This is a genomic window from Microvirga makkahensis (assembly GCF_009830105.1).
Classification (GTDB): domain Bacteria; phylum Pseudomonadota; class Alphaproteobacteria; order Rhizobiales; family Beijerinckiaceae; genus Microvirga; species Microvirga makkahensis.
The window spans coordinates 318782-344278 of record NZ_WURB01000002.1 but is presented as its reverse complement, the minus strand read 5'-3'; the positions used below and the strand labels follow the sequence as shown (position 1 = coordinate 344278).

Here is a 25497-nt window from a genome sequence, read left to right as displayed (position 1 = left end):
CCTGTCCTGTCTGCCTCGCGTTGCCCGCATGCCCCGCTCAAAGTGATGAATCCGCCTATTGTCTTGCCCGCCGTGAGCCCGGATGCGACGTCCGTCTCGACCATGCCAAGTCAGAACGTCGGCGGTGTACAGGCGCTCACGACCTCACAAGGCACCGGGCCGACACAGCGAAACCGGTGCGGTCTCCAGCTTTCGAAGTAGTAGGCATCACCCGGCCCGAGTATCCGCCGCTCGTCATCGACCGTGACCTCCAGGCGTCCGCTCAGGACAATGCCGCCCTCTTCGCCTTGATGCGTCAGAGGAACCTTGCCCGTATCCGCCCCAGGCTCATAGCGTTCCTTCAGGATCTGAAGCGCGCGGCCGAACAGGTTGTTCCCGACTTGGCGGTAGGAGATCTTTCCCTTGCCGATCTCGACCAGCTCGTCGGAACGGTAAAAGGCCTGTTTGGGCTTCTCCGGCTCCAGGGAGAAGAACTCCGCCAGACCGATCGGGATGCCGTCAAGGATGCGCTTCAGCGCACCGACCGAGGGATTGGTCTGATTGGACTCGATTAGCGAGATCGTCGAGTTGGTGATGCCTGCGCGCTTAGCGAGTTCGCGTTGGGACAGATTGTGCAGACCCCGAACATAACGCAGCCGACCGCCAAGATCGAATTCCATCCCGTCACCGCAACCCGTGTGTTTCGTATGTTCTAAATAAGACAAACACACACTGGCGGGATTAACAATATCAGTATCTTGGCATAGTGAAGAAAAGGACTTGTTGTCTTCTCCCGCTCATGGCCATGATCCTCCAGGAAAAGGATCACGGCCATGAATGCTCCTCATAGACACAACAGCGTCCGGCTCGACAGCTACTGGATGCCCTTCACGGCGAACCGCCAGTTCAAAGCCTCACCCCGTCTGCTCGCAAGCGCAGAAGGAATGTATTATACGAGCGATGATGGGCGTCAGATCCTTGATGGCACGGCAGGCTTGTGGTGCGTGAACGCCGGCCACGGGCGTCGCGAGATCGCTGACGCGGTGGGACGGCAACTCTCTACGATGGATTACGCCCCCTCATTCCAGATGGGGCATCCGATTGCCTTCGAGTTCGCAGAGCGGCTTGCCTCCATGGCGCCAGGTGGGGCGAGCACCGGCCTCGACCGGGTATTCTTTACCGGTTCCGGATCGGAATCCGTCGATACCGCCCTGAAGATCGCCATCGCCTATCAGCGCGCCATCGGCCAGGGCACGAGAACGCGTCTGATTGGGCGTGAGCGCGGCTATCACGGGGTCGGCTTCGGGGGCATTTCGGTCGGTGGTATCGTCAACAACCGCCGCGTGTTCCCGCAGATCCCGGGTACGGACCATCTGCGGCATACCCACGATCCGGCTCGCAATGCGTTCGTAAAAGGGCAACCTGAGCATGGCGCTGAACTCGCAGATGATCTCGAGCGCCTCGTCGCTCTCCATGGAGCCGAGACGATTGCAGCCGTGATCGTCGAGCCGGTTGCAGGCTCAACCGGAGTTCTCATTCCGCCGAAGGGTTATCTCGAGCGCTTGCGGGCGATCTGTGACCGCCATGGCATCCTGCTGATCTTCGACGAGGTCATCACAGGCTTCGGACGTCTCGGTGCGCCCTTCGCCGTTGACTACTTCGGTGTCGTTCCGGACCTCGTGACGACGGCCAAGGGCCTGACCAACGGCGCCATTCCGATGGGTGCCGTGTTCGCCAGCCGGAGGGTGCACGATGCGCTGATGCAGGGGCCCGAGGGACAGATCGAGCTGTTCCACGGCTATACCTATTCGGGCCATCCTGCGGCTTGCGCTGCGGGAATGGCGACACTCTCGATCTACCAGGACGAGGAATTGCTCACCCGGGCAGCCGGGCTCGAGAGCTACTGGCACGAGGCGATCCACAATCTGAAGGGATTGCCCCATGTCCTCGACATCCGGACCATCGGTCTCATCGCCGGCATCGAGTTGGAAAGTCGTGCCGGAGCGCCAGGTGGCAGAGCGTACGATGCTTTCGTCGACTGTTTCGAGAAAGGGCTGCTGATCCGGATCACCGGCGACATCATTGCCCTGTCGCCGCCGCTGATCATCGAGACCTCTCAGATCGATGCAATCATCGAGACCTTGTCAGGTGTCTTGAAGCAGGTCGCCTGATCCCTACGGCGCTTGTCCGGAATGGGATCGCCGCGGATTGGATGGACGCCATGTCTGGATCCAGCATCCGTATCATCTCCAGGAACAGCTCCGGGCCCAACAGGCCCGGGGTATGACAGCCTCAATCCTGCTGAGCGCAAGGTAGCCCTCTCCCTGAGCGAAGGCCGAGCAATGATCGAATGATGGCAGGTCGGACGCGTTGCTTGACCGCAGCCGCAATTCTCGCGCATCGTCCATCAGAATGGATCGGCCATGCCCCCTTCAGAGCAGCTTCCGGGATGAGAATTCTCCGTCGTGTTCTGACTGGGAGCAGGCGAAATCTCGTGAAAGAATCCGCTGATCGCACGGACTTGTGCCCATGTCTGCGCAGGTCTCCTGATGCGAATCCCATGATTAACCTGCTATGGCCAGCGCCAGATCAGCTGCGCCCGGACAAGGGGGAGAAAGGGCATGTCAGTCGATGCAACGGTGAGTGTCCGGCTTCCCGATCCGGTTGAGGTTGCGCCCTTCGGCTGGATGCTTGGCAAGCCATATCCCGTTGAATCCGGTGCCGCCTACCGGAATACCGCGACTTCCTTCTGGCAGGAGCATCTGTTCGACCCGGGACCGAATGGGCAGGTCGAGATCCTTTGGGTGACCTACAGCGATGCCAGTCGAGTGATCACTCGCTTAGAGGTCCATCATCTGACCCAGCAGGCAGTCGTGCCGCTGACCGGAGAGATCATTCAGGTCGTGGCTACAAGCGATAAAGAGGGCGCCCCTGAGCTTGCCACGCTCCGAGCCTTTCGCTTGGCTCCCGGCGTCGCAATCTGCATGCGCCCCGGTGTTTGGCATGCGACCCGAACAAGTGGGCCGGAAGCCACATGTCTGATGTTGACCCGCCGATCGACGACGCTTGATCTCGTCAGCCACCTTTCCGGCGCTCACCCGGCCCTGGAGACGAGCCTCAGAGACGTACGGCAACTTCACATCACCGGGTGAGACGGGATATCCGTCAGGTTAACCGACACATTCGGCTGCCCGCATCCCTGGAATGCGGGCAGACCTCTGCACGACAGGGTGACCAGAGGGCGTTCGCAGAAGCGGCCCTCCTCACCGGATCGGACCACGGCTAAATAGCGGCCTTTTTCACGAAGCGGCCATCGAAAGTCGCGGAGAGATCAACCTTGGCATCCCTCATCTCGGGGTCGAGCTGCTGCAGCATATCCATGACGCTCTTCATGCCATCAGGCGGTATGATGCCGTCACGGGAATAGCTCTCAAGGGAGTTTTGCACGGCCTTGAGGTAAAGCGGGCGATCACCGAGATGATACTCGGGTGGCACCGTCTCGGCGACATCCTCCGGCTTAGCCGTCTGGAGCCATTTGAGCGACTTCATGAATGCGTTGACGAGCCGTTGGGTCGTCACCGGGTTGGCGTCGATGAAGTCTTTCGTCGTATAGAGCGTCGCCGCCGGGTTCGAGCCGCCGAAGAGCGACCGCGTGCCGGCCTCCGTGCGTGTATCGATCAGGATAGAGATGTCCCCATCCGATTCGAGCTTGGAAATCACCGGGTCGAGGTGCGAGATCACGTCGATCTCGCCCTTCTGCATGGCGGCGACCGCACTCGCGCCGGATCCGACACCGATGAAGGCCGCATCGGTAGGCTTTAGACCCGCCTTCACCATAGCGTATTGAGTCGTGAGCGCAGTGGAGGAGCCCGGTGCCGTCACGCCGATTTTGAGGCCCTTGAAATCGGCGGCCGATTTGACCTGCTCCGCCTTGTCCTTCTTCACCGCGATCACGATGGCCGGGAAGCGCCCGAGCTCGGTAACGGCGCGAATATCCTGCCCCTTGGCCTGCATGCGGATGGTATGCTCATAAGCCCCCGTCACGACATCGACGGAGCCGCCGATGAGGGCTTGGAGCGATTTGGCGCCGCCGCCGAAATCGTTGATCTCCACCTCCAGGCCTTCGTCCTTGAAGAATCCTCTCCGCTCCGCGATCGTCAGCGGGAGGTAATAGAGCAGCGGTTTGCCGCCGACGCCCAGAGTGACCTTGGTCTTTTCAGGCTCCTCCTGTGCGAAAGCGTTACGGCTTAGTCCGGCAGTCAGAGCAGCCGCGCCCGTTCCAACGAGAAATGTACGGCGTTCCATCCTAGTTCTCCCTGTTTGAATACAGATTGTGCATGAAAGGATCGCCTAACCCTGCCCGTTTGTCGATGGGGCAGGGCGCCAGACCAAGAGCCGTCTTTCGACGAGAGTCACCACGAGGTCTATGAGAATCACGAAAATCGACAGAATCACCATGCCCGCAAAGACGCCGGTGACGTCGAACACGCTCTCCGCCTCGTGGATCTTGTAGCCGAGTCCCGCGGACGAGCCGAGATACTCGCCCACCACTGCGCCGACAAGAGCGAACCCTACGGAGGTGTGCAGGGACGAGAACATCCACGTCAGCGCCGCCGGCCAATAGACATGCCGCAGGAGCTGACGCTCGTTCATGCCGAGCATCCTGGCATTGGCCAGCACGACAGGGCTGACCTCGCGCACGCCCTGGTACACGTTGAAGAAGACGATGAAGAAGACCAGGGTGAATCCGAGAGCCACCTTCGACCATATACCCAGCCCAAACCAGAGCGCGAAGATCGGCGCGAGCACCACGCGTGGCAATGCATTTGCCGCCTTGATGTAAGGATCGAACACGGCGGCGAGCAGCTCGCGGCGAGCGAACAGGAAGCCGAACAGGATTCCGCCACCGGCGCCGAAGGCGAAGGCAAGAATGGTTTCCAAGAGCGTGATCCCGAGATGTCGCCATATCTCGCCGGAAGCGAATTCCTTCCAGACCCTCGCAAGCACATCCAGAGGTGTCGAGAAGAAGAACTGCGTCTGCCGCGTCGGCGCAAGGATGGGATAGGCGGTCAAGACATGCCAGAGCAACAAGAAGCCGAGGCCTACGGCAACCTGAAGCAGGATCAACTTCAAGCGGTTCATGGGGAGGCTTCCTCTCCCTGTGCATAGGCCTTCTGCACCTCGGTGCGAAGGCTTGCCCAGATCTCCTTATGGATGTGATGGAAGGCTGGCTCAAGCCGCACTTCGGCAATGTCGCGCGGGCGTGGCAGCGGCACGGGAAACTCTCCGATGATATGGGACGCGGGACCGGCCGACATGACCACCACTCGATCAGCCAGGGCAATTGCCTCTTCGAGATCGTGTGTGACGAAGAGAACAGCTTTGCGATCGGCAGCCCAGAGTTCCAGCAGCAGATTGCCCATGATCTGCCGGGTCTGGGCATCGAGCGGGCCGAAGGGCTCGTCCATCAGGAGGATCTCGGGATTGCGGATCAGCATCTGCGCGAGTGCAACCCGCTTCCGCTGGCCGCCTGAGAGCATATGCGGGTAGCGGTCGACGAAGGCGGCGAGTCCGACACGCCGCAACCATTCACGGGCTTTCAGCTCGGCCTCCCGGCGGGAAACGCCCTGGGGCTCAAGGGCCACGGCCACGTTCTGAAGCGCCGTTTTCCAAGGCATCAGCGCGTCCTGCTGAAAGAGATAGCCGGCCCGGCTGTTGAGACCCTCCAGAGGTGCACCGAAGATCTCGACTTCGCCATGGGATGGCTTGAGCAGCCCCGCAGACGCGTTGAGCAGGGTGGATTTACCACAGCCGGTTGGCCCGACAATCGCAATAAACTCTCCCGGGGCCGCTGTAAGGTCGATGTTTTTCACAGCCGTGTACCCTCCCACCTTCGGCCCGAAGGTGATGGCGACGCTGAGGAGCGAAACGGCTGAGGTGGTCGATGATGCAGGCATGAGAACTGAGCGTTTCCTGCGCCTGTGAGCGGCGCTTGGCGCCATCCTAAAGGTTCGCTTCTCTATAGCAAGAGCAGGCCCACCCGCAGGCTGCCGCTTGTCCATAGCTTTGCTGCTCAGGCGTCCTGCGCTTTGCGCCTCGAAAGAATGATGTGCACCGGCTGGTTGTGCCGATGACGCCGCCGATCTGTTGGAGAGTTACATGCCGGTTCGGGCGCGTCGCAAATCCAGACCTGAGCCGGGAGAGTGAGTGGCATTACCCAATGCTTAGGAAACGAGCGGATGAAATTACTCTGGGAGCAACTGCTGCGGATTGCGGGCGTCGGTCGCCTGTCGTTCGAGCGGCGTTACCGCATCGACCGGCGTAGGGGGACAAGGCGTGTAGATGAGCCCATATGAGCAATCCCGCACCGCTTCCCGCCTGTGATCATCGCTCACGCAGTCTGGCCCTATTTCGGGCTCCCTTCGATGGGGAGTTCTTTTCGGGCAAACAGCGATCGGCGGCCGAGTCTATCCCTCCGGATCCGGACCTGGTGATCGACCGCGCCCCACTGGATGTTCAGCTCTGAGCGGTTGACGAGTGGACGCTCTCGGATTTTCCCACCAACCCAGTCAGGACCCGTGACGGGATCTATGGGCATAGATCAGATCCTCGTTCTGGGTGCGCTCCCTCCGATTAACGAACCGTTCCGGGCGCGATGAAGCCCCGCAGCCGCACCAGATTTTCGCCTTCAGCCTCTCTGGCGAACCGCTTCTCCCTTTCGGGCGACATGATTCTCCAATACCGGCAGGAAGTTCCACAAATCCCGATTAAGCGCCTTCAGATCGCCGATGATACCCTGCATTTCCTTCAGCCGGTCGTCATCGACGGGTCTGACTGCGCCAAACTTCAGGCGCCCGCGAACCTCGCTGATTTTCATCGAATGGGTGTGAGTGATTTCTCCAAGGTCATTGAGAGCGTACATACAGTGATTGAATTCGTTGCGGATCTTGGTGCAGGCGTTAAAGCGCTCAACCAGGTTCTCAAGCTGAGAGGCTACTTGCTTGTCGGCGATGTTCGCAGCCGCGAGCCGTTGTACCAGATCGAGCCGCGCGCGTGTCGTGTTCAGAGTCGAGAAGATGATCGCCGCGGAGGTCTGGTCTATGTCGAGAAGCAGCATCAGCACGTAGATGAACATGCTCTCGTTATTGGACCAGCTGAAGCTGATGTTCCCGATCAATGCCAAGATCAGGGTGCGCCGACTGGCAGTCTCCGGTGCTGCGGCTTCAATGGCCTCAAAGCCAGGTCGGGGCGGCAAGCGAGTCGGCACAGATTCCTCCAATGACTGAACGCACATGCAAGTGGCGATCTTGGACACGCTCTCGGTGCGAGAGCGTCAATTCACTTCCTGCATCTTTACTCAAAAATTTGATTGAGCAAGAGAGGGCTGGTGCAAGGAACTATCCGAAAGAAGTATGTCAACGCGTCTCGAAGAAAATTCTAACAGTACAACAAGTAGTGTTGGACAATAGTCTTCCCCCTAATGACTTAACCCCTTTGCAATGCCCCCTATCTGATATGGGCAGTTGATCCACTAGCTTTGTCTTCCTAGGATTTAACTGCTGGTTGGGGCGCAGCTGCTTAGGAAGCCTTCCTAAAATTCAGTTCTCTTCAAACAGCTTATCAGTTGATGCGGTCGTGCGCTGTCAAGGCCGCTCGTTTTGATAACTGGCCCCTGCATTGTTGGAAGCCAGCTGTTGTCGCCCCTGCTTCAGGGGTCGAGACAGTACCCCTAGGTTTGATGTCTTTGTATCGGCGCGCTGCCTGCAGGACGCCGTACGAGGACGCGTGTCTAGGGAGGTTGTGTCCGACGATACGAGGACTTCAACGCAAAGGAGAGGATCTGCCCGGAATCAGAATCGAGACGTTCAGCATACGCTTTTCCCTGGGCCCTTGCGTTTAGCGGGATCCCGGGAATCATATCCATCACTCCCAAATTCCAATTATAGGCACCAGCCGACCTTGCCCGTCGCAGACGTAGATGATCAGCGACGAAAGGGAAAGCTGTGCCCTCGTGAAAGAGAGCACTCAAATGGGACATCCTTCTTCTGACGCCCGCAACACCAACTCCGGTTCTGTCGCCGCAGCTCTGGGCGTGGCCGTGGCCGTTGACGATATCGAGAATGTCGGCAACGACACCGGCAGCTACAACGAGTCAAACAGCCATAACAACACCGAGTACAAGACGGTGACGGTGAACGAGGTCGAGAACAAGACGGTCAACGTCTCGGACGACGACATCCGTGACAGCAACAACACGTCGAACAGCAATAACACGCTCGGTGTGGATATCGACGTCGTCAAAACCGAAACCGAGTCCAAGGTCGAAGACAGCTACAACGACATCGACGTTTCCAAGACCGAGACGGAGATCGAAGGCAGCTACAACACCAAGACCGAGACGGAGATCGAAGACAGCTACAACACCAAGACCGAAACGGAAATCGAAGACAGCTACAACACCAAGAACGAAACGGAGATCGAGGACAGCTATAACAGTCTCGAGGTCGATATCTCGAAGACCGTCTCCGAGATCGAGGACAGCTACAACTCGGATGACGACTGGCTGGAGCTCGATGGTCTCGATTTCGATGTCCTGACCGCCATCGGTGACGGTGTGCTCACAGGCTCGGGCAACGATGCCATGTTCAACATCGCTCAGGTCAGCGAGTTGAAGGACAACGACACCCTGTACAGGGCGGAGGTCGAGAACGACGCCCGCTTCGAGCAGGACGCCAACTCCGACGGCGGTTATGCACGCGGCGGCGATGACTTCGATGATCGCGCCACTGCCACCGCCTCGGCCGACGGTGTTGCCAACCTGGAGGCGTTCACCCAGAACATCGTGATGGGCGCGAACATCCAGTACAACGGCGTTGATATGTCGGTCGTGGGCGGGAATAGCTCCATCGACGACGCCGACGTGGCGTAGCCCAAGTGACACGGGAGCTCGCGCCTTCGCGCGGGCTCCCTCATTTCCAGGCGGGAATGCAGCCTGTGAAGGGCGTAACAGCGCACATGGGGGGAGAACATGTCGGACGGCGCCACTGGTGAGATCATCTGGCATTTCGCGGGCTACCTCCGCCTCTTCGAGAGCACGCCTGGCAGCCGGGACGCACATGACGGGAGCGCTTATTCCTCTGCCAGCGGCGATTACACGCTTCCCTCGAGCCCCGATGGTCGCGTTGTGGAGGAACTTCCTGAACTTGCCTCAGGCGGCCTGCGGGTGAGCATACCCTCGTTTCCGGTGTTTCCCCTTGAGGCCGCCGTCATGCGGGTCGAGGCGAGGCCCGGCGCAGAACCGATCGAGGTCGCTCCGCTCCGCGCTGAGAGCCTGAGGCCGCAATCGGAACCGGCAGTCTCCCCCGGTGGTGCTCATGCTCCGGTGGTGCTCAAAGGCGAGACGCCGGCCTATGCGGCCGTCTACGAGGAGGGCGGGAACGACAAGCTCGCCTCGGTGGTGCAGACGAATCTGATGGACGACGACGACGGCTTCGGGGGCGACGCTGAAGCCGGTCTGAGCGACATGCACACCGTCGACGTGTCTGCGACGCTGGTCGACCTCATCGGAGAGGCGAAGGAGGCCACTCCGGGCGGCCTCGTCCCTACCGGGCAGACAGCTCTCGACTGGTTGGGCCATGTCGAGCAACGCGATGCCGCGATCAAGGAAGCGGGTGGCGCTTCCGGACCGCAGGCAGAGCCCGGCACCTACGTCAATGGCGAGCTGGTCGACAATACGCCGGATATGCCTGCGGCGCCGCCCGAGCCCCCGGAGACAGGCGGCGACGGAACGCAGGTTCTTGAGACGGGCGGCAACAAGGCCGTCAATGTCGCGGTCATCGGCGATCTCTCCGAGCTGACGGGCACGCTCGTCGTGATGGGCGACTACTACGAGACGAACGCCATCATCCAATCCAATGCCTACACCGACCGCGATCAGGTCACGCCTCAGAGTGAGGGAGCGGGGAGCACCGGGGACAACCTTGCCCTCAATATCGCAACGATGGTTTCTGAGCAGGTCGAAACTGCTGCGAAGGGCAACTGGATCGGACCCAGTGGACTCAAGGTCGACGTCACCATTGCCGATGGCGACCTCTTCGATGTGAAATCGCTCGTCCAGCGCAACTGGATCTCGGACAATGACGAGGTGGTGCAGAACTCGACAGCCTCGCACAGCGCGGTGTTCGTCGGCGGCAACATCCAGTCCAGTTCGGCCCAGTTCCTGGATCTAGGCGACTACGACATCATCGTCGTGCTCGGCGACTACCATGAGTTCAACCTGATTACCCAGACGAACATCCTGATCGACGATGACATTGTCGCGCCGATGAACGGGGAGGGAGCATCCGGGGGAACGGCCCACGGCGGACGCAACACTCTCGTGAACGACGCCAGTATCGAGAACAGGGGTGTTCAGGATTTCAGGGATGTGCCCGATCCATTGGAAAGTCTGATTGCGACCCTCGACCGTCAGGGTCATCCGGGCCTCGACGAGTGGGCCAATTTTGGGGGGGCTGCCACGGGGCATTTCAACGTGCTCGTCGTGCGCGGTGACTACTGGGACATCAATGTGATCTCGCAGACGAACGTCGTAGTCGACGCGGACGTCGCGGCCCAGCACCAGGCAAACAGCCAGGGGGAGCAATGGCTCACCACCGGCGGAAACCAGCTGGCAAACATGGCCAAGATCATCGACGTGGGGGCCATCTACGACAAGTACCTCGGTGGCGAGCATTACTCCGACGCCGTCTTGGTCCAAGCGGAGTACGTAGATGTTTCGGCCACTGTCCTGAACCAGGACACGATGGCGCTCGTATCGGAGGCGGTCGCCTTCGCGGGACTGCTGGAAGATGCGCCCGACACTCCCGACACTTCCGTTGGCCGGGAGGCTGCGGTCCATGACGACATGATGGGGTCGATCCTGACCTGATCCCTGACGGCCGAATACCAGGAACATCTGATCAGAGGTGCCTATTATGAGAAGAGAGGCAGCCATCTTGCCTGCGGCAGCAGAGGCCATTTCACCACGGCGCGTGGCTCCGCATGGGCGTGCGGAAGCTCCCTCTCCCGCGGCTCCGGTGCTGCGCTTCCGAAGGGCAGGCGACGCCGGGGCCTCCGGCAGGACGTCCACCGAGGGCTCTGGCGGCGGGGGTGGTGGTGTGGGTAAGGGCGGGGGCGGCGGTGGCGGCGGGACGCCGCTGCAGAGGCGCTTCCGCGACGGCGATTTTCGCGAGGCACTCGGCAAAGGGCTCGGGCGGGTCCGGCGGAATCTCATCACGGTCGCCGTGTTCTCGCTGGTGGTGAATATCTTCATCCTGGCGATGCCGATCTACCTGTTCCAGCTGTCCGACCGTGTGCTGACCAGCCGGAGCGTCGACACCCTCGTGATGCTGAGCGTTGTGGTCGTCGGGGCCGTGATGGCGCACGTGTTGATGGACATGATGCGGCGCTTCATCCTGATGCGGGTGGCGGTGGAGTTCGAAAGCCGGCTGGGTGCGCCGGTGCTGGCAGCCGCCGCGAGGGCCTCGCAGGCGGGGTCGAGCAAAGAGTTCCAGACACTGACCGACCTGCAGCAGGTCCGCAGCTTCCTTACTGGATCTGTCCTGCTGATGATGCTCGATGCCCCGGTGGCGCCGGTCTATCTGCTCGTGGTGTTCCTGATCCACCCGGACTTAGGCTACATCGTCACGGCTACGGGGGCGCTGCTGCTTTTGGTAGCCTATATAAACCAGCGGATCACGCATGCCCCGTTTTCGATGGCCAGCGCGTTCTCCTCGCGTGCGAACCTGCAGGCGGACGCGATGGCCCGCAACGCGCAGGTGATCAATGCCATGGGCATGATTCCGGAGAGCGTTCAGATTTGGGGCAGCGAGACGGCCGAGTCACTCAAGGCGCAGGTCGTCGCGCAGGACCGGAACATCTTGATGTCGGCCGCATCGAAAATGGTGCGCCTTGCAACGCAGGTCTGCATGCTAGGGTGGGGCGCTTGGCTGGCGCTGAATCACGAGCTTACCGGCGGAATGGTGATCGCCGCGTCGATCGTCGCGGGACGTGCCCTCGCCCCAGTCGAGGGCACAATCGAGGGATGGCGCAGCTTTGTCGGGGCGCGGTCCGCTTATGGCCGTATCCGGACCTTGCTCCTCAATTCGCCGCTCAACCTGGAGCGACTGCGTCTGCCTCAGCCTGCGGGGCGGCTCAGCGTCGAACGCGTGCTCTACGTGCCGCCGCCGAACAAGAAAGTGATCCTCAATGGGATCAACTTCACCCTGGAACCCGGCGAGTCGCTGGCTGTCGTCGGCGCCTCCGGCACGGGCAAGTCCACCTTGGGCAAGATGCTGGTCGGTTCCATCCATCCGACTGCGGGGGCAGTGCGGCTCGACGCCATGGATCTGCGCAACTGGGATCCGCGGCAGTTCGGCGAGAGCGTAGGCTACCTGCCTCAGGACGTGCAGCTCTTCCCTGGAACCATCAAGGCCAACATCGCCCGGATGCGCGCTGACGCCACCGACGAGCAGGTCTTCGAGGCAGCGGAGATGGCGGACGTGCACGAGATGATCTCGCAGTTCGCCCAAGGGTACGAGACCGTTGTCGCCATGGATGGTAGCCCTCTTTCGGGCGGTCAGAAGCAGCGCATCGGCTTGGCACGCGCCTTCTTTGGCACCCCTCGCCTGGTCGTGCTCGACGAGCCCAACTCCAACCTCGACAATCCAGGCGAGCAGGCCTTGGCGCGGGCCCTGGTGCGGGCCAAGGAGCGCGGGATCACGGTGGTGGCGATCACGCAGAGACCGGCGCTGCTCAAGAGCGTCGATAAGATCATGATCATGAAGGACGGCTCGGTGCAGGCCTTCGGGACGCGGGACGAGATCCTGCCAATTCTGGCTGGACGCAAGCCCGGCAATCCGGTGGGCCAATGAGGGGGAGTGACATGACGGACGCAGCGGGGCAGCAGAAGGAATGGTACGCGGACGTGCCGCGAAGCACGCGCGCACCGACCCTGTACGGGATCGCGGTCATCGCGGTAGCGCTGGGCGGGTTCGGGTTCTGGAGCAGCAGCGCACCCATCGCCGGCGCAGTGGTTGCCAACGGCGTCTTCGTCGCGACCGGGCAGAACAAGATCGTCCAACATCTGGAAGGTGGGGTGATCCGCGAAATCCTCGTGAAGGAGGGCGACGAGGTCGAGGCTGGGCAGCCCCTCATTCTTCTGGACGAGACAGCGCCGCAAGCGGAGCTGCGCCGTCTCGAACTACGGCAGGCGCGTCTGGCGGCGATGGAGGCGCGCCTGATCGCGGAGGCCGGCGACCAGGACGAGACTTCGTTCCCGTTGGAGGTTCTCGAACGGGCCCGCTCCGACCGGGATATCGCCGAGATCGTGGTGGCGCAGCGCAACGCTTTCGAGGCGCGGCGCACCAACCTGCACAGTGAAGTAGCGACACTGAAGACCGGCATCGACGCGCTGGAAGAGCGGATCAAGGGCGGGCGCACCCAGCTGGAGGCGGTGGGGCGCCAGCTCAAGCTCATTGAGGAGGAACTCCAAACCAAGTCCGGCCTCCTACAGAAAGGCATGGTGCGCAAGTCGGAGGTGCTGGCCCTTCAGCGCGCCCAAGCCAGCCTCCAGGGTGAGACTGGACGGCTCGTTGGCGAGCTAGGCGACTCCAAGGAGCGAATTGCCCGCATCAACGAGCAGATCCTGGGGCTGCGCATCGCTGCCAGGAAGGTCGCGACGGAGCAGCTGCAGGAGGTGCAGGCAGAGCTCAACGACGTGCGCGAACGCATCCGAGCCGCCAGCCACGTGGTCGAGCGCGGCGTGATCACGGCCCCGGTCAGCGGTGTCGTGGTCAAGCTGCGCTATCATACTCCCGGTGGTGTCATCGAGTCGGGCAAGAGCATCATGGAGATCGTGCCGGCACGGGCGCCCCTGGTGGTCGAGGCGCGGGTCCGCCCCCAGGACATCGACGACGTTCACAACGGGCAAGGCGCCGCGGTCCGCCTGACCGCGCTCAGTCAGAGGATTACACCGATGATCAACGGCAAGGTCGTCTATGTATCGGCCGACGCGCTGCCTGACGACAGAAGCGCCGGCACCCGGAGCGACATCTACGTCGTCCGCGTCGAGCTCAGCGAGCAGGAGACCGGCGACCTCAAGCACTTCGAGCCGACCCCGGGCATGCCGGCGGAGGTCTATATCACGACGGCGGAGCGGACATTCTTGGAATATCTGGTGCAGCCGCTCAAGGACAGCATGTCGAGGGCATTCCGGGAGTCTTGATGCTGCACATCGTGAAAGCTGCCTCACCGGCAGGCTAACCTACGGTTCTAGCAGACCAGGGCCTGAAAATTACGGAGTGCGAGAATGCCCGCTTGCGCCAGCTCGTGGATTTCCTCTCGCTGGAAGTGCGGCTCCTTTCGCGGGGTCCGCTCACCTGAATACGCCCCTTCTCAGCCCGGGGAGGTCTTTGACCTGTCAAGGATTTTCCAGATACCGTTTGCTGTTGCGACCACACGGGAATCGGCAATGAGGGTGCCACCCACAAAGACCAGCGAGCGTGTACGCCGCACCACCTGGCATCGTGACTCAACAAACCTTCCAATTCGCACCTTTTCAACGAAGTGAACATCGAGCTGTATGGTTGCCTGTGGCTGATGTCCGGTCTCGTGCCACGCCGTCATCCCAAGTGCCCGGTCGGCGAAGGTCATCAGTACGCCGCCCTGCACGACGCCACGACGGTTGCGATGCTTTGGCTGCGTTACGAGCCCTAGTATCCAGCGCTCGCCATCCCATCGTTGCCAGAAAGGGCCGATCAAGCCGATGAATCCTGTATCAGGGTGGATCTCCCAACCTTCGCTCGCCGGCTCAAAGCCTGTCGCAGCCGCGAATATAAGCTCAGGTGAAGGCTCCGTCATAGGGTGTTCGCTCCATGGACCGGGAGGAGGCGGGCATCCGGGTTAGCTTCAGCCTGCGGGCCCTGGCTGTTGTTGCGGAGGAAGAACAAGATCAGCATGGTCCCCCATTGAGCAGATGCTCGAGGGCTCGGTCATCGAGGAGCGTTCGCTCAGGACGACGAGCCCTATTCCTCGCCGGAACTGTCGAGGACCCGTTGTCCTTCAGGCTGGAGCGCGCCCCCCGCCGCGGCGCCAAGTCCGGCAAGACCGACGCTGCTGAGAGAGCGACATCGACCGGCCGGAACCATCGGGATCCTCTGCGCACCCGCATGCGAGCAAAGGTTCGGTGTTGAATGTCACCATATTTCTCCCGGAGGTTTCTGTACGCCTTGTCGGCCCGGTGTCCGTACTCCGCACGAACGCTGCCGGAATGCGCGCACGCAGCCCTTTTCGTCGATCCATCGATTGGCAACTCTCTTAGCTAAGCGTGGCAACCATAGATAATCCGCCCTCCTCATCACGGGCCCACAGCGAGTAAGAGCCGTCATCCTTTTCCGCACCCTCGAGAAAGAACGGTCGCCCGGAAAAGAGCGGCTTGACGGCCCGGAAGTTGAAGCTTCGGATTGGGCGGCCGGAAAAGCGCGTGCGGAATTGATCGAGCAGCAGCGTCGCCGTCAACTGCCCCTGCACGATGATGCCGGGATAGCCTTCATCGTGCGTCGTATAAGGTTCGTCATAGTGGATGCGATGGCCGTTGAAGGTCACGGCCGAATACCGGAACAGCATGACGGGGTCCGGGTCGATCCGGTGCGACCAGGCTGGGCTGGTGGGAGCCGCCTTGACCGGTGGAGGGGCTTCTCCCGGACCTGGATGATCGCGATAGACGAGCGTCTGCACCTCCGAGAGAACCTCCGTACCGCCGACATGGTAGCGGTTGTCGATGTTGACGAAGATCAGCGATCCCGTCTTTCCCTCCTTCTCGGAGATATCGGCAATCCGCGCAGTTTTGGTCATGACGTCGCCGACCCGGATCTCGCCCGAGAAGGTGATGTCGCTTGCAGCCCACATCCGTCTCGGCTGAACGATGGGAGGCAGCAATCCCTTGCGCTCCGGATGGCCGTCGGCTCCGATCTGCGACTGGGGAACGGTCGGGCCGAAATAGGTCCAGTGCGCCGCGGGCGGGATGGGATCGCCGGGCCCTGGAGCCTCGTGTTTGTCCAGAAGCGCGCAGAGGCCAAGGATCGGCCAGCGCTCCGCCGCCTGCTTCGCCGTTTCGGTGCGCCCGATCCATTCTTTGAAAATTCCGGTCTCAGTCATCAACTCTTTCCGTAGTAGCTCTTGCAACTACTATTGGGCCGGTTTAAGTTCGCAGTCAACGGCAATGGCCGAGGAGGAAGCGCGAAATGAGCCTTGTGGACGTGAAGACCGAAATCACCGGCAACATCTGGAAGATCGTGGCGCAGGTGGGGGATCGGCTGAGCGAGAACGATCCCATCATCATCATGGAGTCCATGAAGATGGAGATTCCGATCATGGCCTCGGAGGATGGCCGCCTCTCAGAAATCCTCGTGACTGAAGGTGATACCGTCACAGAAGGGTCCGTCGTCGCGCGGATCGAGGTATGAGGCCAAGGATGCAGAAGGTTCTTGTTGCCAATCGCGGAGAAATCGCGCTCCGGGTGTTTCGCTCGTGCAGGACGCTCGGACTCTCCACGGTGTCCGTCTTCTCGGAGGCCGATGCCGGATCGTTGCACGTCGAGGCCGCGGATGAAGCGCATCTCATCGGCCCCGCGTCAGCGCGGGACAGCTATCTGAAAGTCGATGCCATCCTCGGTGCGGCGGCCCGTTCCGGCGCCGACGCCATTCATCCGGGCTACGGGTTTCTTTCCGAGAACGCCGATTTCGCGGAGCGGGTGATCGCCAATGGCCTCACCTGGATCGGTCCTGCACCGGACGTAATTCGCAGCATGGGTGATAAACAGCGGGCGCGCGAGATTGCCGAACAGGCAGGGGTGCCGATCGTGCCCGGCTCCCGCAGGTTCCAGCCGGACGCTCTCGATGGCCTCAGCGAGGCGGGGCGGGACGTGGGCTATCCGCTGCTGGTCAAGGCCGCGGCTGGCGGGGGTGGCATCGGCATGCGCCGGGTCGACAGCGAGGATAAGCTCGCCGAAACCGTAGTGGCCACACAGTCCATGGCGGCCAAGGCCTTCGGCGACGGGTCGGTGTTCCTGGAGCGCTTCGTTCCCAAGGCCCGCCATGTGGAGATTCAGGTTTTCGGTTTCGGGGATGGTACCGCCGTACACCTCTTCGAACGTGACTGCTCCCTGCAGCGGCGGTTCCAGAAGGTGATCGAGGAAAGCCCGGCGCCGGGCCTGCCGGATGCCGTGCGCCAGGAGATGGCCGAGGCCGCGCTGCGCCTCGTTCGCGCGGTCTGCTATGGCGGAGCAGGGACGGTCGAGTTCATCGTCGATGCGGAAACCTTCGCATTCTACTTCCTCGAGATGAACACGCGTATCCAGGTCGAGCACCCGGTGACGGAGATGGTCACGGGGCACGATCTCGTCGCCATGCAGCTCGACTTCGCCCGCGGCGCTCTCAAGGGAATGGATCAGAGCGAGGTTACGTGCCGGGGGCACGTCATCGAAGGCCGGCTCTATGCGGAGAACCCGGCCAAGATGTTCATGCCGTCGCCCGGCACCCTGGAAGCCTTCACGGGGCCGCTGGACGTGGCGCATGTGCGCATCGACAGCGGTTACCGGAGCGGCGATACGGTTACGCCCTTCTACGATCCGATGCTCGCGAAGGTCATCGCCTGGGGCGAGGACCGGACCGAAGCCCGCCAGCGCCTGATCGACACCCTGACGGCCTTTCGGATCGAGGGTGTGCGGACCAACCGCGACTTCCTGGTCGCCTGCCTGAGCGATGGCGAGTTCGCCAGGGGCGACGTCCATACCAGCTTCATCGACAACCGGCGCACCCATTTGATCGCCGCGTGAGCGCAAAAGGAGAAAACCATGTCATCGGCTCCCATTCTGATCGACGCCGCCTGGGCTCCAGGCGGGCATCGCCGTCTTGCACGGGGCGCGCTTCTCGCCGTGGCCGGAAGTCTGCTGATCGCAGTCTGCGCACACATCAAGGTTCCCATGTGGCCCGTGCCGATTACGATGCAAACCTTCGCCGTGCTGCTCATCGGTTTCGTATACGGATCGAGACTCGGGGCAGCCACCGTGGCGCTCTACCTCGCCGAAGGGGCTGTGGGTCTGCCGGTGTTCGCCGGGGGTGGCGGGATCGCCCACTTTGCCGGCCCTACCGGGGGCTATCTTGCCGGATTCCTGGTTGCCGCGGCCTTGACGGGCTGGCTCGCGGAAAACAACTGGAGCCGCTCTATCCCGCTCACCCTGTTGGGAATGCTTCTCGGCTCCGCGGTCATCACGCTCTTCGGCTTCGCCTGGCTGGCGGCACTGCTGGGCGCCGAGAAGGCTTTTCTCGTCGGCGTTGCCCCATTCCTGGTGGGCGACGCGGTCAAGGCCTCCCTCGCTGCGGTGCTGCTTCCCATGGCTTGGAAGGGGCTCCCGAGGATCCTATGATATAACGAGAAGGTATGGCACAAGGCGCAACGGAAGCGGGCTCGGCGAGCCCGCTTCCTGTCTTTGCCTCGCAACAGCCCGTCGGGTAATGGTTCTCGCAATGGAGGTTCCTCGTGGCCGGCAAGCTAGCAGTTACCCATACGTCAAATGAACTTTCGGGCGACCTGAGACGCCTTGGATTCACGGAATACGAGGCGCGGGTCTACATCCAGCTCCTGCGCCAGTCGCCTGCGACGGCGTACGAGATTTCGAAGAGCACGGGTGTTCCAAGGCCCAATACATACCAGGCGCTGGAGGCTCTCGCCCAGCGTGCCGCCGTGCTGCCGGTCAGCGAGACTCCGGTGCGCTATGTGGCAGCCAAACCCAGCGAGCTGTTCGACGCCATCGCGCGGCAAACGCAAACCCTCTGCAGCGATCTTGCCGAGCGCCTGTCGGCCATCGCTCCGAGTGCCGACGATCAATATGTCTGGACCCTGCGCGGCGAAGTCGCCGTCCATGACAAGATCCACGACCTGATCTCCGACAGCCGCGAGGTGATCTGGATCAAGGCCGCCGATGAAGTGCTGCGGCGGCACAAGGCCGCCCTCAGAGCCGCCGCCGAGCGCGGCGTCGAGACGCTGATCGTTCTGTTCGGCTTCGATGCGGACGAGTTCCGGTTCACCGACCGTTGCCGCGTTTACATCCACGAGGGCAGTGGCGTTCGCATGGGCTCCGCGGACAATCTCTTCACAGTCGCGGTCGATCATACCGAGATGCTGACCGCAGCCCTGGATGGCGAGGTCACGGCCGCCCATTCGCGCAACCGGCCGATCGTGAACCTGGCGCAGTCTCTGATCCGCCACGACTACTACATGGCCGAGATCTTCGCGCGATTCGGGCCCCAGATCGATGCGGAGTTCGGACCGCATCTGAAGGCCCTGCGCATGGCCTGCTTCTCTCCCGAGCAGATCGTCTCGTTCAAGCAAAAGACCGGGCTCTGAACAACGCGAGCCCGGTCGTCTCTGCACATTCCTAGGCGCCGCCTCTCGCGGCGAACCGACCTTCGAGGTGGCCGACATTGGCGAGAGCCAAGGCCATGGGGGCGATCTCGTCGAAGACCGGTACGCCGATCTCCCTGGCCTTGTCACGGTAGTGACGGCGACGCTCGTCGAGTTCGGCGGAACCATCGGTCCTGAGGGCCAGTGCGAAATGGGCGACGCCGGGCCACTTTTCCTGCGTCTGCGCGACGACAGAGAAAAGGTTGTCGATGGGATCGACCGTGCCGCGCCCGACGAAGGCCGCGAGGTTGAGGTGCATGGCGATCGCATCGGGCTTGGCGTGTTCGTAGACGATGTCCAGGATCTCGCCTGCCACGAAGCCGTCCCTTTCCTGCAACGTCCGCACGGGCGTGTCGATCGGATTGGCGACACTGGTGCCGGGCGGCAGGCCCAGGCCTTCCAGCAACTCCCGAGCCCGGCCCGAATAGGGCGAGACATCGAGGCCGACCGCCGCAAAGGCGTCCGTGCCCAGAACGCTCGAACCGCCGCCATTCCCGAACAGCGTCACCGCCTTGGTCGGCTTCCAGGGCCGAAGCTGCAGATGCTGGAGGGCGAGCAGCGTGTCGATGAAGGCATCCACGGTCGGAACCAGCACCACGGGAGCCTGCTTCGTCAGCGCGTCCCACGCCTTGTCGTCACCGGCGAGCGCGCCGGTATGCGACGCCGCCGCGATGCGTCCCTGACTGGAGCGCCCGCCTTTCAGGATGACGACCGGCTTGGTGGCGAGAGGCGAGCGCAGGAGCTCGAAGAACGCCCGGCCTTCCTTCACGTCCTCGATGTAGAGGCCGATTGCCCGGGTCTGGGGATCGGCGAAATAGTACTCCAGCAACTCATGCGGCGTCACATCGGCGCTGTTGCCGATGGTCACGAGGCCGCTGAAGCGCAAGCCGCGCCATTGCCCGCGCTTGATGATGTCGGTGCTCAGGCCGCCGGATTGAGCCACCACCCCCACCTGTCCGACCTCTTTCGGCGCTCCGGACGGGAATGTGAGCCCTCCGCGCGGCGAGTAGGTGCCGAGGCAATTGGGGCCGATCACGCGAACGCCGGAATCCCTAGCCTTCCGAAGCAGGTCCTTCTCCAGTTCCTTTCCTTCCTCCACCTCGCCGAAACCGGAAGAGATCACCTGGGCGATTCGGCAGCGCCCCTTGGCTTCGGCAATAGCGTCGGGAATGCGCTGCGCTCCGATCGCCACATAGGCGTAGTCGATCGGCTCGGGCGTGCTGGCGAGGCTGGGATAGGCCTTGCAGCCCTCGATCTCGGTCGCGGACGGATGGATCGGATAGATCGCGCCGCCATAACCGAACTCCTTCAGCCGCCGGATGAACGTATTGGCGATGGCGACATCCTTCGTCGAGGCTCCGAGAACGGCGATGGTCTTGGGCTCGAAGAGAGGTCTGAACGCCTGGAGCGGCGGCATGTGGGGCGCGGCCTCTCCCTCGCTCTCCGCCTGATTCCCCTCAGGGGTCAGAAGGAAGCGCGCGTCCGCCGCCATCACGCCGCTGGATGAGACGATCACTGGGTTGAGGTCCGCCTCCGCGATTTCGTCCCCGAGCGTCATCAGCAGACCGTTCTCGCCGCCGATGCGCACCATCAGGTCCACGAGGGCATCCTCGTCGACGCCTGCCTCACCGCGGACTCCCCTGAGGAGTTCGTGGCCTTTCAGCTCTGCCAGCATGGCACGCGCATCGCTGGCGCTGATCGGGCAGATCCGGAACGAGACGTCCTTGAGAACCTCGACGAAGATGCCGCCGAGGCCCACCATGATCATCTGGCCGAACTGCGGGTCGCGGAAACCGCCGACCACCACTTCGCGTCCTGCCGGGATCATTTCCTCGACCAGCCAGCCTTCAACCTGGGCGGATGCGATCTTCGGCTTTGCCTGCATAGCCTCGATGGCAGCGCCCACCGCAGCAGCATCGGTCAGGTTCAGGGCTACGCCGCCCGCATCGGACTTGTGCAGGATCTCGCGCGAGACGACCTTTGCCACGAAGGGCGGCGTGAGCCCTTCGGCGATGGCCATGGCCTCCTTGGCGTCGGCGGCGACGGCCGAGCGCGGGCTGCGGATTCCGAACCGTGCGAGGAGCATCTTGCCGGCGCTCTCGTCGAGGGCCGTGCGGCCCTCGGCGCGGGCCTTGGCGATGAGTGCCGTGGCGTTGGTGATGTCGTGATGATTCATGATCTGCCTCAGTAGCTCGTGGGCCAGGTGCGCATCAGGTGTTGTCCGAGACCCTTCGAGCGCCGGCGCTGCTGGATGTCGAGCATCCGGATGAGATAGTTGCGGGTTTCCTGCGGCTTGATGACGTCATGGGCGGAGAAGATTCGCGCCATGTCCCAGATCTCGAGGTCCTTCTGGATCTCCGCGAGAGCACCCTCGAATCCTTCCTGACCCGGCGAGAGATTCTTGACGATGCTGGTCGCGAAGACCGGGTCCATGAAACTCACCTCGGCAGTGGGCCAAGCCACCATGGCGTCGTTCTGGGTGCCGCCGCCCATGGCCACATAGGCGCGGCCATAGGCCTTGCGGCAGATCACGGTGATCGACGGCACCGTTGTCAGGCTCGTGGCGTTCATGAAGTTCATGATGTGCCCTGGAGCGCCGCGGCGCTCGGCATCGAGACCGACGACGAAGCCGGGGGTGTCCATGAGGCGTATGATGGGAATGTTGAAGCTGTCGCAGAGCACCGTAAGATCAATGATCTTGCGGCAGGCCTCCGCCGAGAGTGCGCCGCCGCCCACCAGCGGGTTATTGGCAATGACGCCGACCGTCTTGCCATCGAGGCGCGCCAGGCCCACCGTCGCAGGCTTGCCGAAGCGCGGCTTGATCTCGAGGAAGCTGTCGCGGTCGAAGATGATCCTGATGATCTTCTTCATGTCGTAGACCTGCGTGCGCTTCTCGGGCAGCACGTCGAGGATCTGCTCCTGGCCTTCGCCCGATCCTTCGGTGACGGGCGCAACCGGCGGCAGCTCGCCGTTGTGGGAAGGCATGTAGGACAGGAAATGCCGGATGGCCGCCATCGCTTCCTCATCCGTGTCGACGAAATTGTCGATCAAACCGGTCTGCTCGGCATGGAGCCGCCATCCGCCGAGATCCTCCAGATCGACCTTCTCGCCGATCGCCATCGAGACGAGGCGTGGGCTCGACACCGACATGATCGAGCCCTTCTTCATCACGGCATAGTCCGCGCAGCAGCACAGCCAGGCCGACGATCCGAACGAGGTGTCGAGCGCCGCGGCCACCCAGGGCGTGTCGCGCATGCGCCGAAACTGAGTCGGGTCGTTGCCGAGCATCGACCCCATTCCTTTCGAGCCCATGGCGTCGGGAAGGCGGGCACCGGTCGACTCGCCGATATGCACGAAGGGCATGCCCTTCTCGGTGCATACCTTGCGGATATAGCCCATCTTCTTGGAGTTGGTTGCGCTGGTCGACGCGCCTTTCGTCGTGAAGTCGTTGACGACGACGCCGACATCGCGCCCGTCGATCTTCCCGAATCCGGTGATCTTGCCGTCGCGTGGCGTGGACGGAATGTCCGACTCGAAGACGCCGGACGCTCCGAGCAGTCCCACCTCCATGAAGCTGCCCCTGTCCACGAGCGCAGTCAGACGTTCTTCGGCGTTGAGTTGTCCGCGATCTCTGCGCTTGGCGAGTTTGTCCTCGCCACCCATACGCCTGGCCGCGCCTCTGCGGCGTTCGAGTTCGGCGAGCATCGTGTCGTGCGCCATTGGTATTCCTCCCATTATGATTTGTGAAAACTGCGCTGTTGGATGGTGAAGCGGTCAACCGCCGCCCGGTCGAGGCGAGGCCAGTACCCTTCCGGCAAGTGGATGGAGCCGTTTGAAAAGGGCAGGGGATTCTCGAACAGCCGGTCGTGAGGCTTCAGGAAGCCGTTGAACTCGCCGGCATTGTCGATGGTATGCGTCGCCACGCAGGCCTCGAGCCAGCCCTGCACCTCGCTGCCGAGGCCGTCGCCGAGCACCGGCTGCATGCCTCGCGCCCGCACCGCGTCCAAACCTTCGCGCAACCGATCAAGGCCGCCGAAGCGCTTGAGCTTCAGCTTGCAGTAGCCGACATTCTCGATGGTCGCAGCACGCTCGATGTCGGCGAGCGTGCAGATCGGCTCGTCGAGCATCAGCGGCACGCGGGAGGCGGCTGCGACCGCCGCGTTGGCGTCCCAATCGTCCGCATCACAGGGCTGTTCGAAGAGCTCGATGCCGTCCGGGCGAAGCTCCGACGCAAAGGCGACGCCCTGGTCTCGCGTATAGGCGCGGTTCGCATCGAGACGCAGGGTCGCTCGGCCTCGCGAGGCGTCCTGGATGGCGGCAACCCGGCGCAGATCTCCGTCCACGTCCTTTCCGACCTTGACCTTGAAGGTCGTGAAGCCCTGCGCGAGCAGATCCGCCACCTCCCGGCCGATTTCTTCGCTCGTCAGAGCATTTACCGGCACCAGGAGGGGCAGGGTCGCGGGCTGGGTGATGCGCAGATTGTCGTTTCGCTCCATCACCTCGATGGCGCTGACGAGCGCCGTCGTGGCGGCCTTGCTTTCCGGGAATCGGGCAAGCAGGCGGTCCTTCGCGGCTCCGCCGGAGAGCCCGAGGATCTCCTCTATGCGCTCGCACGCGAAGCGCCAGCCCCCCTCGCGGGTCTCACTGCTCGAACCCGGCGAGATATGCGCGTCAGCAAAGCCGGATCGGCCGTCGCTGTCCTCGATCTCGACGAGATAGGGTTCGAATTCCTCGAACGTTCGGTAGGAGAGGCGGTAGGGCCTGACCAGGGGCATCTTGAGATGCCGGAGGGTCACGCGGCTGACGACAGGCATGGACTGACCTCTTGCGCGGCTTTGAAACAGGGATTCCGTCGGCTCTGGCATTTAGTGGTTGTTATTGCTACTACGCCGCTCTACCATTTGCAATATGCTGCGGGGCGTATCGCTCCACGATCTGCGAGCCATTTGTGAAGACCCTTGATGTGCAATGGATTTCTGGGTTTGCGGCGCGCGCGCTGACCGCCGCGCTCGGCGGAGCGGCGGCCTCCGCCTTCGGGCTTCCGCTCGCGTGGATGGTGGGTGCGACATTGGCAACGATGGTGCTGACGCTTTCAGGCATCGGACGCCCCCCGCCGCCTGTCGTCTATCGGACGGGCCTGGCTCTGGCGGGCACCGCGGTGGGCCTCACCGTCACATCGGTCGTTGCGGACCGCATCGTCGAGGTGGGCTACCTCATTCCCGTTGCCGCTTTGGCCAATCTCCTGATCGCGCGTCTCCTGTTCCCTCTTTATGCGCGCCTGAGTGGATTGGACGCCGCCACCTGCTATTTTGCCACCATTCCAGCCGGCATTGCCGAAATGGCTGAGACGAGTGCGAGCTACGGTGCTGATCCGGCTGCGGTGGCAAGTATTCACGCCCTCCGCGTGGCGGTCATTGTTGTGGTGGTGCCTGCCCTGATGCTCTTGATCCCGGGTACGGAGCGGCAGGCTGTCGCGGCTTCGACAGCGTCCTTCAACCCCATGCTCCTTGTGGCCATTGCGGCGGGGGCGGCGGGCGGGTGGCTTGGTGTGCTCGCGCGGCTTCCGGCAGCCTATTTCCTCGGGCCCATGATGACGCTCGCCGCGCTTTCCGGCACTGGCATTGTAGAGGCGCGCATGCCGTTGCCGCTGCTCGCTGCAGCGCAAGTGGCGCTCGGCCTCAATCTTGGTTCCCGCTTCGGGAAGACGACGCTCCGCCGACTACCGCGCGGGATGAGCATGGCCATACCTGTCATCGCCGTGCAGGCCGTTGCTATGGCGCTGTTTGCCGGGCTGCTTCACGGCCTCGCGGAAGTTGACCTTCCGACTATGATTCTGTGCTTCGCGACAGGAGGGACGGCCGAAATGGTTCTCACCGCGAAATCCATCGGTGCGGATGCCGCGCTCGTCACGGCCTTCCAGGCCGGACGTGGTGTCATTTGCAACGTGGGCGCACCGCTCCTTTTCAGGACCACGGTCGCGCGCCGGACCGCGAGAGGAGCCCCCGACTAATGCCGGCT

At 62.5% G+C, this 25497-nt stretch carries 21 protein-coding genes; 11 read left to right on the top strand and 10 right to left on the bottom strand.

Annotated elements, in window-relative coordinates; all coding sequences use genetic code 11:
- Nucleotides 1–110: 110 nt before the first annotated feature.
- The gene (locus GR328_RS04510) at nt 111–659 is read right to left on the bottom strand and encodes a cupin domain-containing protein (protein ID WP_160883320.1); all 549 of its coding nucleotides are present in this window, start codon (nt 657–659) and stop codon (nt 111–113) included.
- 153 nt (nt 660–812) lie between these two features.
- On the opposite strand from GR328_RS04510, the gene aptA reads away from it, so the two are divergent.
- The gene (gene aptA, locus GR328_RS04505) at nt 813–2150 is read left to right on the top strand and encodes an omega-aminotransferase AptA (RefSeq protein WP_160883319.1); all 1338 of its coding nucleotides are present in this window, start codon (nt 813–815) and stop codon (nt 2148–2150) included.
- Between the two features lie 450 nt (nt 2151–2600).
- The gene (locus GR328_RS04500) at nt 2601–3131 is read left to right on the top strand and encodes an ureidoglycolate lyase (protein WP_205789727.1); all 531 of its coding nucleotides are present in this window, start codon (nt 2601–2603) and stop codon (nt 3129–3131) included.
- A gap of 130 nt (nt 3132–3261) precedes the next feature.
- Here the strand turns inward: GR328_RS04500 and GR328_RS04495 are convergent, their stop codons facing one another.
- The 4 genes from GR328_RS04495 to GR328_RS04480 all read right to left on the bottom strand — a co-directional run bounded on the left by GR328_RS04495 (nt 3262) and on the right by GR328_RS04480 (nt 7246).
- Nucleotides 3262–4284, bottom strand: a complete 1023-nt coding sequence (locus GR328_RS04495) for an ABC transporter substrate-binding protein (protein ID WP_160883318.1) — start codon at nt 4282–4284, stop codon at nt 3262–3264.
- A 45-nt stretch (nt 4285–4329) separates the two neighbouring features.
- Nucleotides 4330–5121 (bottom strand): ABC transporter permease, encoded by a 792-nt coding sequence (locus tag GR328_RS04490; protein ID WP_160883317.1) that lies wholly within the window; start codon nt 5119–5121, stop codon nt 4330–4332.
- Nucleotides 5118–5936 carry an ABC transporter ATP-binding protein gene (locus GR328_RS04485; protein WP_160883316.1) on the bottom strand — a complete coding sequence of 273 codons (819 nt, stop codon included), beginning with the start codon at nt 5934–5936 and terminating at the stop codon, nt 5118–5120. Before GR328_RS04485 ends, GR328_RS04490 begins: the two co-directional genes overlap by 4 nt.
- A 731-nt stretch (nt 5937–6667) precedes the next feature.
- Nucleotides 6668–7246, bottom strand: coding sequence for a hypothetical protein (locus GR328_RS04480; protein WP_343039283.1), 579 nt, complete (start codon nt 7244–7246; stop codon nt 6668–6670).
- Nucleotides 7247–8008: 762 nt separating this feature from the next.
- Here GR328_RS04480 and GR328_RS04475 point away from each other — a divergent pair.
- From GR328_RS04475 to GR328_RS04460, 4 genes are all read left to right on the top strand, one after another.
- A complete protein-coding gene (locus GR328_RS04475; RefSeq protein WP_160883315.1) occupies nt 8009–8908 on the top strand; it encodes a hypothetical protein in 900 nt (299 codons plus the stop codon).
- Nucleotides 8909–9007: 99 nt separating this feature from the next.
- Complete coding sequence (locus GR328_RS04470; RefSeq protein WP_160883314.1) at nt 9008–10906, top strand: hypothetical protein; 1899 nt, start codon at nt 9008–9010, stop codon at nt 10904–10906.
- Between the two features lie 67 nt (nt 10907–10973).
- The gene (locus GR328_RS04465; RefSeq protein ID WP_425487008.1) at nt 10974–12890 is read left to right on the top strand and encodes a type I secretion system permease/ATPase; all 1917 of its coding nucleotides are present in this window, start codon (nt 10974–10976) and stop codon (nt 12888–12890) included.
- 11 nt (nt 12891–12901) lie between these two features.
- Complete coding sequence (locus tag GR328_RS04460; protein ID WP_160883312.1) at nt 12902–14242, top strand: HlyD family type I secretion periplasmic adaptor subunit; 1341 nt, start codon at nt 12902–12904, stop codon at nt 14240–14242.
- A 170-nt stretch (nt 14243–14412) separates the two neighbouring features.
- Here GR328_RS04460 and GR328_RS04455 read toward each other — a convergent pair whose 3' ends face one another.
- Nucleotides 14413–14877: a PaaI family thioesterase gene (locus tag GR328_RS04455; RefSeq protein ID WP_160883311.1), complete on the bottom strand. Its 465-nt coding sequence runs from the start codon at nt 14875–14877 to the stop codon at nt 14413–14415.
- Nucleotides 14878–15333: 456 nt separating this feature from the next.
- On the bottom strand, nt 15334–16173 hold the full coding sequence (locus GR328_RS04450) for an HTD2 family dehydratase (RefSeq protein ID WP_160883310.1): 840 nt from the start codon (nt 16171–16173) through the stop codon (nt 15334–15336).
- Nucleotides 16174–16259: 86 nt separating this feature from the next.
- On the opposite strand from GR328_RS04450, the gene GR328_RS04445 reads away from it, so the two are divergent.
- The 4 genes from GR328_RS04445 (at nt 16260) to GR328_RS04430 (ending at nt 19422) form a co-directional block, all read left to right on the top strand.
- A complete protein-coding gene (locus GR328_RS04445; protein ID WP_160883309.1) occupies nt 16260–16481 on the top strand; it encodes a biotin/lipoyl-binding carrier protein in 222 nt (73 codons plus the stop codon).
- An 8-nt stretch (nt 16482–16489) separates the two neighbouring features.
- Nucleotides 16490–17851, top strand: coding sequence for an acetyl-CoA carboxylase biotin carboxylase subunit (locus GR328_RS04440; protein WP_160883308.1), 1362 nt, complete (start codon nt 16490–16492; stop codon nt 17849–17851).
- Between the two features lie 18 nt (nt 17852–17869).
- Nucleotides 17870–18442 (top strand): biotin transporter BioY, encoded by a 573-nt coding sequence (locus GR328_RS04435; RefSeq protein ID WP_160883307.1) that lies wholly within the window; start codon nt 17870–17872, stop codon nt 18440–18442.
- Nucleotides 18443–18555: 113 nt separating this feature from the next.
- Nucleotides 18556–19422 carry a helix-turn-helix domain-containing protein gene (locus tag GR328_RS04430; protein WP_160883306.1) on the top strand — a complete coding sequence of 289 codons (867 nt, stop codon included), beginning with the start codon at nt 18556–18558 and terminating at the stop codon, nt 19420–19422.
- 31 nt (nt 19423–19453) lie between these two features.
- Here GR328_RS04430 and GR328_RS04425 read toward each other — a convergent pair whose 3' ends face one another.
- From GR328_RS04425 to GR328_RS04415, 3 genes are read right to left on the bottom strand one after another with little or no spacing between them, the layout of a single operon-like run.
- Entirely contained in the window at nt 19454–21655 is a 2202-nt protein-coding gene (locus tag GR328_RS04425; protein ID WP_160883305.1) for an acetate--CoA ligase family protein, read from the bottom strand.
- A gap of 8 nt (nt 21656–21663) precedes the next feature.
- The gene (locus tag GR328_RS04420; protein ID WP_160883304.1) at nt 21664–23199 is read right to left on the bottom strand and encodes an acyl-CoA carboxylase subunit beta; all 1536 of its coding nucleotides are present in this window, start codon (nt 23197–23199) and stop codon (nt 21664–21666) included.
- A gap of 14 nt (nt 23200–23213) precedes the next feature.
- Entirely contained in the window at nt 23214–24293 is a 1080-nt protein-coding gene (locus GR328_RS04415) for a mandelate racemase/muconate lactonizing enzyme family protein (RefSeq protein WP_160883303.1), read from the bottom strand.
- Between the two features lie 149 nt (nt 24294–24442).
- Here GR328_RS04415 and GR328_RS04410 point away from each other — a divergent pair, with 149 nt between their 5' ends.
- On the top strand, nt 24443–25489 hold the full coding sequence (locus GR328_RS04410; RefSeq protein WP_205789726.1) for an AbrB family transcriptional regulator: 1047 nt from the start codon (nt 24443–24445) through the stop codon (nt 25487–25489).
- Nucleotides 25490–25497: the final 8 nt, after the last annotated feature.